Source organism: Chthoniobacterales bacterium (genome assembly GCA_036569045.1).
GTDB lineage: Bacteria > Verrucomicrobiota > Verrucomicrobiia > Chthoniobacterales > JAATET01 > JAATET01.
On sequence record DATCRI010000075.1, the window covers coordinates 1 to 12,866 of the forward strand.

General features: G+C 66.6%; 14 protein-coding genes. 10 read left to right on the forward strand and 4 right to left on the reverse strand.

Features of this window, described 5'->3' with window-relative positions; translation table 11 throughout:
* The 7 genes from VIM61_13595 to pheA form a co-directional block, all read left to right on the forward strand.
* Positions 1 to 261, forward strand: a 261-nt coding sequence (locus VIM61_13595; GenBank protein ID HEY8901440.1) for a DUF4112 domain-containing protein, incomplete at its 5' end; no start/stop codon positions are given.
* Entirely contained in the window at positions 261 to 1,337 is a 1,077-nt protein-coding gene (locus VIM61_13600; protein ID HEY8901441.1) for an alpha/beta hydrolase, read from the forward strand. The genes VIM61_13595 and VIM61_13600, both read left to right, overlap by 1 nt.
* Positions 1,338 to 1,346: 9 nt before the next feature.
* A complete protein-coding gene (locus tag VIM61_13605; protein ID HEY8901442.1) occupies positions 1,347 to 2,099 on the forward strand; it encodes a phosphodiester glycosidase family protein in 753 nt (250 codons plus the stop codon).
* A 51-nt stretch (positions 2,100 to 2,150) separates the two neighbouring features.
* Positions 2,151 to 2,504, forward strand: coding sequence for a ribosome-associated translation inhibitor RaiA (gene raiA / locus VIM61_13610; protein ID HEY8901443.1), 354 nt, complete (start codon positions 2,151 to 2,153; stop codon positions 2,502 to 2,504).
* A 42-nt stretch (positions 2,505 to 2,546) separates the two neighbouring features.
* A complete protein-coding gene (locus tag VIM61_13615; GenBank protein ID HEY8901444.1) occupies positions 2,547 to 3,317 on the forward strand; it encodes a segregation/condensation protein A in 771 nt (256 codons plus the stop codon).
* Entirely contained in the window at positions 3,314 to 4,093 is a 780-nt protein-coding gene (gene scpB, locus VIM61_13620; GenBank protein ID HEY8901445.1) for an SMC-Scp complex subunit ScpB, read from the forward strand. Before VIM61_13615 ends, scpB begins: the two co-directional genes overlap by 4 nt.
* On the forward strand, positions 4,086 to 4,925 hold the full coding sequence (pheA, locus tag VIM61_13625; protein ID HEY8901446.1) for a chorismate mutase: 840 nt from the start codon (positions 4,086 to 4,088) through the stop codon (positions 4,923 to 4,925). Before scpB ends, pheA begins: the two co-directional genes overlap by 8 nt.
* Before the next feature lie 6 nt (positions 4,926 to 4,931).
* Here the strand turns inward: pheA and VIM61_13630 are convergent, their stop codons facing one another.
* The 4 genes from VIM61_13630 to glnT form a co-directional block, all read right to left on the reverse strand.
* Positions 4,932 to 6,230, reverse strand: a complete 1,299-nt coding sequence (locus tag VIM61_13630; protein ID HEY8901447.1) for a UTP--glucose-1-phosphate uridylyltransferase — start codon at positions 6,228 to 6,230, stop codon at positions 4,932 to 4,934.
* Positions 6,231 to 6,303: 73 nt separating this feature from the next.
* Positions 6,304 to 7,626, reverse strand: coding sequence for a dipeptidase (locus VIM61_13635; GenBank protein HEY8901448.1), 1,323 nt, complete (start codon positions 7,624 to 7,626; stop codon positions 6,304 to 6,306).
* On the reverse strand, positions 7,623 to 8,753 hold the full coding sequence (gene solA, locus VIM61_13640) for an N-methyl-L-tryptophan oxidase (protein ID HEY8901449.1): 1,131 nt from the start codon (positions 8,751 to 8,753) through the stop codon (positions 7,623 to 7,625). The genes VIM61_13635 and solA overlap by 4 nt, the downstream gene beginning before the upstream one ends.
* On the reverse strand, positions 8,750 to 10,111 hold the full coding sequence (gene glnT / locus VIM61_13645) for a type III glutamate--ammonia ligase (protein HEY8901450.1): 1,362 nt from the start codon (positions 10,109 to 10,111) through the stop codon (positions 8,750 to 8,752). The genes solA and glnT overlap by 4 nt, the downstream gene beginning before the upstream one ends.
* A 64-nt stretch (positions 10,112 to 10,175) precedes the next feature.
* Here glnT and VIM61_13650 point away from each other — a divergent pair, with 64 nt between their 5' ends.
* From VIM61_13650 to VIM61_13660, 3 genes are all read left to right on the forward strand, one after another.
* Complete coding sequence (locus VIM61_13650; GenBank protein HEY8901451.1) at positions 10,176 to 11,078, forward strand: glutamine amidotransferase family protein; 903 nt, start codon at positions 10,176 to 10,178, stop codon at positions 11,076 to 11,078.
* The gene (locus VIM61_13655) at positions 11,075 to 11,746 is read left to right on the forward strand and encodes a hypothetical protein (GenBank protein ID HEY8901452.1); all 672 of its coding nucleotides are present in this window, start codon (positions 11,075 to 11,077) and stop codon (positions 11,744 to 11,746) included. Before VIM61_13650 ends, VIM61_13655 begins: the two co-directional genes overlap by 4 nt.
* 2 nt (positions 11,747 to 11,748) lie before the next feature.
* Positions 11,749 to 12,866 (forward strand): FMN-binding glutamate synthase family protein (locus VIM61_13660; GenBank protein ID HEY8901453.1); only part of this gene is annotated, 1,118 nt, incomplete at its 3' end.

The window sequence follows — 12,866 nt, forward strand, 5'->3', positions numbered from 1 at the left end:
GCGCTCAACGTTCTCGTCAACGCCCTCGTCGGCGCCATCCCCGGGGCCGGCGACGTCTTTTCGGCCTTCTTCAAGTCGAACCGCCGCAACTACGAACTGCTCCAACGCCACTCCGGCAAGGGCGTGATCGCGAAATCCACCGCCGGCGACTGGCTCTTCGTGACGGCGTTGATCGGTGGCGTCCTGGCCATCGCGATTGCCGCCTCGATCGGCGTGGCCTTCGTCGCCTACCACCTCTTCAAGCTCCTCCTCGCCGCCTGATGGCGGCGCTCGGGATTCTCGCGGCACTCGCGTTCGTCGGCCTCGGCCTGCTCGCCGTCTTTCGGGCGCCGACGCTGCCGCTCGTCTTCCTCGCCGTGGGCGCGACCGAGGTCGGCCACTGGTTCGCCGGAGTCGCCCTCCTCCTCGCCGCACTCAGCGCCCCTTCGATCGCCAGCGGGCTCTTCCTCGCCGCCGCCGCGCTGCTGCTCACCCCCGCCTTCCGCGCCGCCCGATTTTCACCCGCCTTTCGCTGGCGCGATCTGCTCCGGCTCTCGATCAATCATCACCCCTCCGGCGAACGCATGGTCATCGACGGACCCGGCGGCCCACTCGGCATCGACTTCTTCCCGGCCGAAGCGCCGAACGCCCCGCTCGTTGTCGTCGCCCACGGCGGCGGCTGGATGGCCGGAAATTCGCAGGAACTCGCCGGCTGGCATCGCTGGCTGGCCGCCCGCGGCTACGCCGTGGCCTCCGTCAACTACCGTCTCGTCCCGACCGGCGCCTGGCCCGCCCAGCGCGACGACATTCTCGCCGCGGTCGATCACCTCCGCGCGAATGCCGCCGATCTCGACATCGACCCCGACCGCATCGTGCTCTTTGGCCGGTCCGCCGGCGGCCAGATCGTCAGCGCCATCGCCGCTCCGGGCGGCCATCCCTGGCTGCGCGGTTGCGTGTGTCTCTACACGCCGTTCGACATGGCGTTCGCCTACGAACACAGCCGCGAGAACGACATCCTCCGCTCCCGCTGGCTGCTGCGCTGCTACCTGGGCGGCCGCCCGGACGAGGAGCCCGCGCACTACCGCGAGGCCTCCGCCTACCAGACCCTGCAGCCCGGCGCCCCGCCCTTCCTGCTCCTCCACGGCCCGCAGGACGAGCTTGTCTGGTTCCCCCAAAGCGAACGCTTCGCCGCCCGCCTCGAGGAACTCCGTGTCCCCCATACGTTCCTCGCGCTCCCCTGGGCCCGACACGCCTTCGACTTCAACCTCACCGGCCCCGCCGGCCAGATCTTCGCCGCCACCCTCGCCGAATTTCTGGAACGCACCTGCGCGCTCGCTTCCTCGCCTCCTTCTCGCTGAACTCCCCCGATGCGTCTGCTCCTCACCCTGCTTCTCTGCGGCCTGACGCCGCTCGCCCGCGCCGAATGGACCCTCGAGTTCCGCCGCACGGTCGCCGACCTGCCCGGCGGTGCGCAATTCATCGAGCGCGAGGCCCGGCGGGAAGGCCGCGCCGTGCGCGTGCAGGGCGTCTTCTTCTCCGCGAAGCAGGCTCGCTTTGCCGTCATCGACAATGCCTCCGTCGACTCCCTCGGCGCGGCGATGTCGGCCGCCGGGGCGCTCGCCGGCACGAATGGCGCCTATTTCCACCCCGACAACACACCGCTCGGCCTGATGATCGCGGGCGGAAAAAAGATCCACGCCCTCGAGCGCGCAAAGCTTCTCAGCGGTGTCTTCGTCGTCACGAAGGGCCGGCCGCGCATCGTTCGCGCCGGAAAATTCACGCCCTCGGCCGCGGATACCGAGGCCCTCCAGGCGGGCCCTTTCCTCGTGGAGGGCGGCGCGCCGATTTCCGGACTGAATGCGACCCGTGTCGCGCTGCGCACCGTCGTGGCAACCACGGGCGACGGCCGCTGGGCCCTGCTGCTCGTCTCGTCGAGCACCCTCGCCGACTCCGCCGCGGTGCTGTCCGCTGCCGCCGTCTGGCCCGATTTCCGGATCCAGCAGGCGCTCAATCTCGACGGCGGGTCGTCCAGCGGCCTCTGGGTTGCCACAAAAGACAAGCCTTTTTACCGTCGCGAGTTCTCCACGGTGCGAAATTTCCTCGCGGTCCTGCCCCGGTAACGGAACCTCATTTTCCTAGCGCACTCGCGCAGACGGGTCCAAATTCAGACCATGCAAATTCACCTCAGCCCCCGGCATCTGGTCCTCACTGCAGCCATCCATTCGTATGTGGCGGACAAGGTCGAGCATCTCGAAGCCATCACCGACTGCATCATCGCCGCCCACGTCGTCCTCATGCACGACGAGACGAAGACGAAGCGCTACAGCGTGAAAGTGCATCTCGCCGTTCCGGGCCCGGACATCCACGCCGAGGATAGCGAGGCCGATCTCTACGCCGCCATCGACAAGGTCGTCGACAAGCTCGCCCAGCAGCTCCGCAAGCGGAAGACGAAGCTCACCTCGACCAGGAAGCACAAGGCGCAGCTCGCCACCGAGAGCGTGAAACGCGGTTACGCGCGCCGCTAAGGCGCGCCCGGTCGTTCCCAGGGATTCCCCGCGATTTTCCGCATGGAGGGTGATTACAAAGTCAAGCTGGACGTCTTCGAAGGCCCGCTCGACCTGCTGCTGTATCTCATCAAACGCGATGAGGTGGACATCTACGAAATCTCGATCGAGCGCATCACGAAGCAATACCTCGAGTATCTCGACGCGTTTCGATTGCTGAACATCGATCTCGCTGGCGAGTTCATCGTCATGGCGGCGAACCTGCTCTACATCAAGAGCCGCACGCTGCTGCCCGCCGACCAGCAAATGGCCGAGGAAGACGCCGACGAGGACGATCCCCGCTGGGAACTCATCCGACAGCTCATCGAATACAAGAAGTTCAAGGAAGCCGCGAACCAGCTCCGCGAGCGTGAGGCCGCGCAGGAGAATCTCTACGCCCGCGTGCCCGCCGCCCCGGAACTCGCGCCCGATGCCGAGAACCTGCTCGTCGAAGAGGTCGGCATTTTCGACCTCATCCGCGCGTTCCAGAACGTCCTCAAGCGGCGCACGCCCAAGCAGGAGAACCTCCGCGAGATCTTCGAGGAGAACTTCACCGTCGCGGACAAGATCGACCACGTGTTGCGCATCATCTCGGCGGGCGTGCCCATCAAGTTCGAGGAGATGTTCCCCGACCACGCGTCCCGCACCGAGATCGTCGTCACCTTCCTCGCCATGCTCGAGCTCATTCGCATGAAGCAGCTCCGCGTGCGCCAGGACGTGCATTTCGCCGAGATCTGGATCGAGCGCAGCGAAGGCGTCACCCCGCTGTTCACGTCGACCATGGTGGAATCGTGAGCGACGAAACTCCCAACGCCCCCATCGAGCCGGCGCCGGTCGAGGTCCATGAGGGCCCCGCGCTCAAGCATATCGTCGAGGCGCTTGTCTTCGCCTCGCAGAAGCCCATTTCCGCCAAGGAAATCGCCGCCGCCCTACGGGGCGCCGCCGAGGCCGCGAAGGAAAATCCGCTGATTGGCGCCTTCGCGAAGACGAAGGAAAACGAGATCATCGAGGCGATCGACGCCCTCTCGGCGGATTACGCCGCCGCCGGCCATGCCTTCGAGATTCGCGAAACCGTCGCCGGGTGGCAGCTCGTCACCGCGCCGGCCTTTGCGCCGTGGCTACGCCAGCTCTTTCCCGAGAGCAAGCCGGCCCGCCTCAGTGCGCCCGCGCTCGAGACGCTGGCCATCATCGCCTACCGCCAGCCCGCCACGCGCGCCGATCTCGAGGCCGTGCGCGGCGTTGCCGTCGACGGAGTGATGCAGACCCTGCTCGACCGCCAGCTCATCCGCATCGCCGGCCGCGCCGACGTGCCCGGCCGCCCGTTGCTCTACGAGACGACCAGCCATTTCATGGAGCATTTCGGCCTGCGCGATCTCGAGGAACTTCCCAACGCCTCCGAACTGCGCCGCGCCGCCGCCGCCATCGCGGAGGCAAACGCTCCAAAACCCGAGGAAACTCCCGCCCCGGCCGATGAGACCGCTCCGGCCGGAGAACCGACCGCCGAAGCCCCCACGCCGGCAACTCCCGAAACCGAGCCGGCTTCCGAGCCGCTCCCGCCCACCAATGAGTGAACTGACCGATATCCGCGAAAAGATCGACACGATCGATTCGCAACTTCTCAAGCTTCTCAACGAACGCGCCACGCTGGCCCTCGAAGTCGGCCGGATCAAGAGCCGCGACGGCCTGCCGATCTACGCTCCCGACCGCGAAGCCTCCCTCCTTCGCAGCCTCTGCGAGCGCAGCGAAGGCCCGCTTTCCGGAGGCGCCATCCGCGCGATCTACCGCGAGATCATGTCCGCCGCACTCGCGCTCGAAAAGGACGTCACGATCTCCTGCTTCGGCCCGGAAGGCGGCGCCTGCCACCAGGCCGCGAAGGCCCGTTTCGGCTCCAGCGTGAGCTATTCCTTCTACAACGAAGTCAGCGATCTCTTCGCCGCCGTCGGCCGCGGCGAAGGCGACTGTGGCGTCGTGCCGATCGAGGAAGCCGGCCACGGCGCCCCGCACCAGACGCTCGACGCACTCGCCGGCACGGACCTGCAAATCTGCGCCGAGATCAACTCCACCCCCGACGGCACGCCTGGCGACAACGAGAACACCTCCCGTTATTTCGTGATGGCCCGCACCTCGACGGCGATCACCGGCGCCGACCGCACCACGCTCATGCTCCGCGTGGAAAACAAGCCCGGCGCGCTCCTCGAGGCGCTCGAGCCCTTCCGCGACGCCGAGCTCAACCTCAGCCACCTCGCGAGCCGTCCAGCCGCGAAGGGCAGCGAGGACGTCTTTTTCTTCGTCGAAGTGGACGGCCACTCGCGGCACGAAAACTTCGGCGATGTGCTGCGCGAGCTCTCCCGCCGCTGCCGGGCGGTGAAAATCCTCGGCAGCTTCCCGAAGGCCGCCGCCTGACGCCTGTCAGGCGATCCGGCCGTCGACGACCTGCACGTCTCCCTCGAAAATCATTTCGCGGGAGAACGCAAACGGGCCGCTGACCTTGAGGCTCGCGCAATTCTTCAGCGACGGAGCGCCGTCCTGCAGGGCAGCCTCGAGCTGGTCGACGAGCTTGAAATTGTCGTCGAGGTCCACCTTCGGCGGCACCCCGGCGCACTCGGGCGCGAGCTGCACCGTGCCGTCGTCGCCGATCACGTAGGCGTCCGAACGCAGCGTGAGCAGGTCGCCGGTGGTCTTCACCGGGGCGAAGCGCGTGCGCGGCACCACGATCGCCACGGAGTCGGCAAAGCACTCGATCGCCGCGCCCATGGCCGTCTCGAGCTGAAAAACCGGCGTCGATTTCTTGTCGCGAGGATCGACGGTCTTCTTGTTCTGGATGACCGGCAGGGGCAGGAAGCCGCCGGCTTCCGCGAGCGCGTCGCGCAGGCGATCGAGACGCAGCCAGAGGTTGTTCGTGTTGAAGAAGCGGTGCTTCGTGATGTCCTGGAAATCGCCGAGATCCGCGTCCGGGCACTGGGCCGACTCGCGCAGGAGCAACTTGCCATCGCGCAGCGCAAGGTGGCCGCCCTTGCGGTCCGACGGCGTTCGCGCGGTCACCTCCATCGCAAAGGGCGCGCCGGATTCCGCGAACCACTTGAGCAGCTTCGGATCGAGCGTGGCGCCCAGGTTGTCGGAGTTCGAGACGAAGAGATACTTCACGCCGGCGGCGAGCAGGCGATCGAGCGCGCCGGAGCCGGCCAGCACGGGATAGAGGTCGCCGTGACCGGGCGGGCACCAGGCGAGCTCGGGATTTGCCGGCCATTCGGCGGGCGCGAGTGTCGCGGCGTCGATCTTCGGCGTCTTGTTCTGGAGCACCTCGATCGCGTCGGGATCGCCGAGTTCCGGATGCTTCGCGAGAAACGCCCGCGTGTCGGCGCTCGTGCTGAAGCTGTTCATCAGCAGGAAACCGACGTCCGCGCCGGTCGTCCGACGGAAATGGGCGACCTGCCGCGCAATGAGGTCGAGAAAGGTCACTCCCGGCCGCACCTCGAGCAGCGACTTCGCGCGATCGAGGCCCATGCTCGTGCCAAGGCCGCCGTTGAGTTTCAAGATCGCGCACTGGGCGAGCAGCTTTCCGGTTTCCTCGGCATCGGGCTCCGGCAGAGATTCTGCGGCGGGCAGCGATTCGACCGGCGCAATCACGCTTTCGGGCAACATCGCCGTCTCCTTCGCAACGAGCTGGCCGTAGGCTCTTTCGAAAGCCCGAATGGCCGGCTCGCTCATGCCGGCGGATTCCATTTTCTCGCGGAACAAAGATGAATCGCTCATTGCCGCGGGAGGATGGGAAATTTTGCCGTCAGACGCCAGCGAAACGCCGCAGCAGGGCGCCGAATGCCGTGGCCCCGAGCTCCAGGTGCGCGAGGGGGTAGGATTCGTTGGGCGAATGGGCATTGCAATCGGGCAGGCCAAGGCCGGCGAGGACGACGGGGATGCCAAGTTCCCGCTGGAGCAGCGCCGCGACCGGAATGCTGAGCCCCTCTCGCGTGAGTGCCGGCGGACGCCCAAAAACCTCCTCCAGGGCCGCGCGGGCAGCCGCGATGAAGGGATTCTCCGGCGGCGTGTAGAAGGGCAGTCCGCCGTGATCGTAAACGACTTCGCCGGGCAGCCCCTCCGCGGCAAATGCCGCCTCGAACCAGGCGATCACGCACTCCGCGACGCGGCCGGGATCCTGATTCGGCGCGAGGCGGAAGCTGAGTTTCGCGGTCGCCTCGGCCGGAATGATCGTCTTCGAACCGGCGCCCTGGTGTCCGCTCGTCAGGCCATTGATCTCGGCGGTCGGCCGGGCCCAGACGCGCTCCAGCACCGAAAATGCCGTCTCGCCTGCGCGGGCCGGCGCGCCGGTGGTCAGCTCGAACCACGCGGCATCCCACGGAAGCTGCCGCCAGGCCTCTCGCTCGATCCCGGGCACCGGCAGGACGTCGTCGGAGAGCCCCGGGATGGCGATGCGCCCCTCGGCATCATGCATCCGAGCCAGGATTCTTGCCAGCGCGAGCGCGGGATTCGGGGTGACGCCGCCGAACATCCCGGAATGCAGGTCGGCCCTGGGACCGCGCACGGCGACTTCGAAGCACGCGATGCCGCGCAAGCCGAGCGTGAGCGCGGGCCAACCGGGCTCGATCATGCTCGTGTCGGAAATCAACGCGACGTCGCAGGCGAGCCGCGCGCGATTGGCGCGCACAAAGGCGCCGAGGTGCGGACTGCCGACCTCCTCCTCGCCTTCCAGCAGGATCGTGAGGTTGACCGGCAGCGGCCCTTCGTTCAACAGACGACGCAGCCCGATGAGATGCGAGAACGTCTGCCCCTTGTTGTCCGTCGCGCCGCGCGCGAACACGAATCCATCGCGCTCGGCCGGCTCGAAGGGCGGAGTTTCCCAAAGCGCCAGCGGCTCGACCGGCTGCACGTCGTAGTGACCGTAGAGCAACACGGTGCGCGCGCCGGGAAGGGCGGCCGACTTCGCCACGACGGCCGGCGCTCCCCCCGTCTCCTCGACCGTGCTCTCGAGTCCCCAGGATGCCAGCAGCGCGCTCAGCCAATCGGCACAGGCCCGCACGTCGCCGGCATGCTCCGGCTTCGCGCTGATCGACGGGAACCGCAGAAACTCGAAAAATGTCTCGATCATGCCGCGAAACGATCGGCGCGAAACGGCCTCAGGTCGAACGCACATTCGCCCTTCGTGAGGAGATCTCTGGCGACCTCGCCAATGGCGCTCGCGTATTTGAACCCGTGTCCGCTGAAGCCGCCGATCGCCCACACGCCCTCGTGCCCCGGCACCCGGTCGATGATCGGCGAGCGGTCCGGGGTGTTCTCGAAGAAACACGTTTCCATCGAGAGCACGGGCCCGTCGGCGTCGGGAAAAATCTCGCGGATGAACTGCCGCATGTCGGCCTCGTCCTCGCGATCGGGCTCGCGGCGCGGCTCATCGGGATCCACCGCTGGCGATGGCGTTTCGCGCAGCCGGCCCAGTTTGAAACCGGGAATGCCGTGAATCGGAAAGCCGTAGAAATGCCCGGTCGTCTCGGAGTCGACAATCCAGACCGGCAGGCGATCCTCGCCGAATTGGGCGGCATTGCGCGCCGGAGCAAACCAGCCGAGGACACAACGCTCGGCGGCGACCGGCATCGGCAGCAGCTTGCCGAGCCACGCGCCGGTCGTGACGACGATCTGCGCCGCGGCGTAGCGATCGTGATCCGTCTCGATCACAAAATTTCCCTCGCGGCCGGTCCAGCCGAGCACGCGCTCGTGACCGTGAATCTCCGCGCCAGCGGCGAGGGCGAGGTTCACGTGCGAGGTGATCGCCGCCTCGGGCACGACGAAACCGGAGCCAGGCTGAAAGACCCCCATCATGCCCGGCGCGGGGGTCAGCGCCGGAAATCGGACGCGAATGGCTGCTGCATCGAGCACCTCGTGCGCGATGTCGCATCGCTCGCAGGCGCCGAGGGAGCCGCGGAAAATCGGGCCGTCCGGCAGCGACACGTCGAGGCTGCCGATGCGGTGGAAAATTTGCTGGCCGGTGCGCGCGCCGAGTTCGTCCCAGAGCTCCGCGGCGCGCAGGACGAGCGGGACATACTTCGCGCTCTCGTGCAGGCCGAGGCGAAGGATGCGCGTCGCCCCGTGCGAACTTCCGCGCGTATTGGGAATCGAAAACTGCTCGACCCCCAGCACGCGCAGGCCGGCTTCCGCAAGGCGCAGACAGGCGGCGCTGCCCATGCCACCCACGCCAAGGACGGCGACGTCGAACGTCTTCAAAACATCGTCAGGTATTGGCCGATCTCCCACCGCGAGACCTGGCGGTGGTATTCGTTCCACTCCTGCCACTTCACCTTGAGGAATTCGCTGGCGATTGGGCCGAGGGCCTCGAGGACGATGGAATCCTGCTCGAGCTCGATGAGGGCGTCGCGCAGCGACTGGGGCAGGGTGACGAGGCCGCGCTTGTAGATCTCGGCGCGCGGCATCGTGTAGAGATTGCCGAGATTCGGGTTCCCGATCGGCATTTCCTTCGCGATGCCATCGAGACCGGCGGTGAGGTAGGCCGCGAAGAGCAGGTAGGGATTCACCGCCGCGGAGATCGTGCGGTCCTCGATGTGTCCCGGGCCGCAGATCCGGAGCATCTGCGTGCGATTGTTGTCGCCGTAGCTGATGAACGCAGGCGTCCAGGTGAAGCCGGAGCGCGAACTCATCAGGCCGGGACCGACCTGCAGGCGCTTGTAGCAATTTGGCGTCGGCGAACCGATCGCACAAAGCGCCGGAGCGTGCCGCAAGACGCCGGCGAGGAAGTGATACGCCGTCTTCGACAGGCCAAAGCCGCGCGGATCCTCGTGGTCGGTGAAGGCGTTCTCGCCCGTGGCCAGATCCGCAAGGTGGTAGTGGATGTGCGCGCCGCTGCCGGTGCGGTCCGCAAACGGCTTGGCCATGTGCGTCGCGATCGCTCCATATTTCGGCGCGATCTGGCTCGTCATCATCTTGAAGAACGTGAGCCGGTCGGCGGTGGTCAGGGCGTCCGAATAATCGAAGTTGATCTCGTATTGGCCATTGGCGTCCTCGTGATCGGCCTGGTAGACGCCCCAGCCGAGCTGGTTGCAGTAGGTCGTGATGTCCTGCAGGTAACCCATCGCCGGCGCGATGCCCTTGAAGTCGTAGCAGGGCTTTGCGAGCTGATCGACGTCGTTCGGATCCCAAACCGCGATGCTGCCGTCGGGCTGTTTCGTCACGAGGAAATGCTCGGGCTCGATGCCGATATTCGCGCGATAGCCAAACTTGGTTTCCAGCGTGCCAAGCACGCGTTTGAGATTCACGCGCGGGCAGTAGGCGTAGGCCTTCCCGTCGACGTAGAGGTCGCTGGCGAAACGCGCCGTGTTCGGCATCCACGGCAGCGGCGTGTAGCTGTCGAGGTCCACCCGCGCGAGCATGTCGTGGGAATGCGGCCCCTGGCCCATGCCCCACACCGCCGCGCCGGCAAAGCCCGCGCCGTCGTCGGCGAGCGCATCGAGCGTGCCGGCCGGACACATCTTCACCTTCGCCGCGCCGTGCACATCGACGAACTGCGCGAGCACAAACTCCACGCCTTCCACCGCCATCCGCTCCTTGATCTCTTCTCGGGTGCTCATTTCAGGAAATTTATGTTGCGTCTAAGGAAACATTTCGCGAAAGAAAAGCGGAATTTCCAAATTTATGTGTGGGATCGTTGGACTGTTTCTGAAGAACTCCGATTACGAGCAGGAGTTGGGCCGATTGTTCGCGCCCATGCTCGAGACGATGTGCGGACGCGGACCCGATAGCGCCGGTTTTGCCGTCTACAATGCGGCCGCCCCCGAGGGCGCCATCAAGATTTCGCTGCAGCATCCGGCGACGGATTACGATTGGACTCGGCTCGTGGCGGCGCTCGAAGAACGCGTGGGCGGCCCGGTCGAGTTCTCGATCAATTCCACCCACGCACTCCTCGTTGCTTCGACCGACGAACCCACGCTGCGCCTCGCGCTCGCGGAACTTGCGCCCGACGTCACGATCATGAGCATCGGCCGGCGCATCCAGATCATGAAGGAAACCGGCACGCCGCAGGAAGTCGTCGAGCGGTTCGGCGTTCGCCGCATGACCGGCACGCACGCGATTGGCCACACGCGCATGGCGACCGAGAGCGCGGTCTCCACGGCGGGCTCGCATCCGTTCTCGACCGGCATGGACCTCTGCCTCGTTCACAATGGCTCGCTGAGCAATCACAACCGCCTGCGCACGAATCTCCGCCGCGAGGGCATCGATTTTCATACGGAGAACGACACGGAGGTCGCCGCCGGCTACCTCACGTGGCGGCTGCGGCAGGGGCTCGGATTGAAGGAAGCTCTCGTGGCCGGCTTGGAGGATCTCGACGGCTTCTACACCTTTGCGGTCGGCACGGAGGAAGGCTTTGCCGTGTTGCGCGATCCCATCGCCTGCAAGCCCGCCGTGATGGCCGAGACCGACGACTACGTTGCCATGGCGTCGGAGTATCGCTCGCTCGCCGGCCTGCCCGGCATCGAAAACGCCCGTCTGTGGGAGCCCGAGCCTGGCGTAGTCTACAACTGGAGCCACGCCGCGTGAACGTCGTCGACCTGGATACCGCCAGCGTGCGGGAATTGAACTCCGCCCTGCACGCGGCCGCCGGGGGAACGTGGCGCGTGCTGAATCCGAAAGGCGCGCACGCGCTCGCCCCGGGACTCGATGCCCCGCTGCACGTCGAGATCGCGGGCCACGCCGGTTACTATTGCGCCGGCATGAACCAGCTCGCGACCGTCATCATCGAGGGCAACGCCGGCACCGGCCTCGCGGAGAACATGATGTCCGGCCTCGTCCACGTGAAAGGCAACGCCAGCCAGTCCGCCGGCGCCACCGCCCACGGCGGGCTGCTCATCATCGACGGCGACGCCTCGGCGCGCTGCGGCATTTCCATGAAGGGCGTCGACATCGTCGTGAAGGGATCCGTCGGCCACATGAGCGCCTTCATGGGGCAGGCCGGCAACCTTGTCGTGTGCGGCGACGCGGGCGACGCGCTCGGCGATTCCATTTACGAGGCGCGACTCTTCGTGCGCGGCAAGGTCGCCAGCCTCGGCGCGGATTGCGTCGAAAAGGACATGCGTCCCGAGCATCTCGAGTGGCTCGCCGCCACGCTGGAGAAATCCCAATCCGACACGAAGCCCGCGGATTTCCGTCGCTACGGATCGGCCCGCAACCTCTACCAATTCAAAATCGACAACGCATCGAGCTACTAACGATGAACGGACCCCGACCCGGCCTGCGCGAATCCGCCACCTTCGACCGCAACGTCATCCACGAGATCCAGCGGGCTGCCGAGACCGGCATCTACGACATCCGCGGCTTTGGCGCCAAGCGCGCGCTGCCGCATTTCGACGACCTCGTTTTCCTGGGCGCCTCGATGTCGCGCTACCCGCTCGAAGGCTATCGCGAGAAGTGCGCGACGGACGTCACTCTCGGCACGCGCTTCGCCAGGAAGCCGCTCGAGTTGAAGATCCCCATCACCATTGCCGGGATGAGCTTCGGCGCGCTCTCCGCGAACGCGAAGGAAGCCCTCGGCCGCGGCGCCACCGAGATGGGCACGAGCACGACCACCGGTGATGGCGGCATGACGCCCGAGGAGCGCGGCCATTCCAAGCTGCTCGTCTACCAATACCTGCCGTCCCGCTACGGCATGAATCCCGACGACCTCCGGAAGGCCGACGCCATCGAGATCGTCCTCGGCCAGGGCGCGAAGCCCGGCGGCGGCGGCATGCTGCTCGGCCAGAAGATCAGCGACCGCGTCGCGGAAATGCGCACGCTGCCGAAGGGCATCGACCAGCGCAGCGCCTGCCGGCATCCCGACTGGACCGGCCCCGACGACCTCGCCATCAAGATCGAGGAACTCCGCGAGATCACCGACTGGGAGAAGCCCATCTCCATCAAGATCGGCGCCTCGCGCACCTACTACGACGTGAAGCTCGCCGTGAAGGCCGGCGCCGACGTCGTCGTGCTCGACGGCATGCAGGGCGGCACCGGCGCCACGCAGGATGTCTTCATCGAGCACGTCGGCATTCCCACGCTCCCCGCGCTGCGCCAGGCCGTCGAGGCGCTCCAGGAAATGGACATGCACCGCAAGGTCCAGCTCATCGTTTCTGGAGGCATCCGCACCGGCGCCGATGTCGCGAAGGCCCTCGCCATGGGCGCGGACGCCGTGTCCATCGGCACCGCCGCGTTGATCGCCCTCGGCTGCAACAACCCGAAATACCAGGCCGACTACGAGAAACTCGGCAGCGCCGCCGGCTTCTTCGACGACTACCAGGATGGCCGCGATCCCGCCGGCATCTCCACGCAGGATCCCGAGCTCGCCGCCCGCCT

Bases quoted from the DNA above. Each gene is read 5' to 3' on its own strand.
- VIM61_13600 (HEY8901441.1), top strand. From the start codon at position 261: ATGGCGGCGCTCGGGATTCTCGCGGCACTCGCGTTCGTCGGCCTCGGC.
- VIM61_13605 (HEY8901442.1), top strand. From the start codon at position 1,347: ATGCGTCTGCTCCTCACCCTGCTTCTCTGCGGCCTGACGCCGCTCGCC.
- raiA (HEY8901443.1), top strand. From the start codon at position 2,151: ATGCAAATTCACCTCAGCCCCCGGCATCTGGTCCTCACTGCAGCCATC.
- VIM61_13615 (HEY8901444.1), top strand. From the start codon at position 2,547: ATGGAGGGTGATTACAAAGTCAAGCTGGACGTCTTCGAAGGCCCGCTC.
- pheA (HEY8901446.1), top strand. From the start codon at position 4,086: ATGAGTGAACTGACCGATATCCGCGAAAAGATCGACACGATCGATTCG.
- VIM61_13630 (HEY8901447.1), bottom strand. From the start codon at position 6,230: ATGAGCGAGCCGGCCATTCGGGCTTTCGAAAGAGCCTACGGCCAGCTC.
- VIM61_13635 (HEY8901448.1), bottom strand. From the start codon at position 7,626: ATGATCGAGACATTTTTCGAGTTTCTGCGGTTCCCGTCGATCAGCGCG.
- glnT (HEY8901450.1), bottom strand. From the start codon at position 10,111: ATGAGCACCCGAGAAGAGATCAAGGAGCGGATGGCGGTGGAAGGCGTG.
- VIM61_13650 (HEY8901451.1), top strand. From the start codon at position 10,176: ATGTGTGGGATCGTTGGACTGTTTCTGAAGAACTCCGATTACGAGCAG.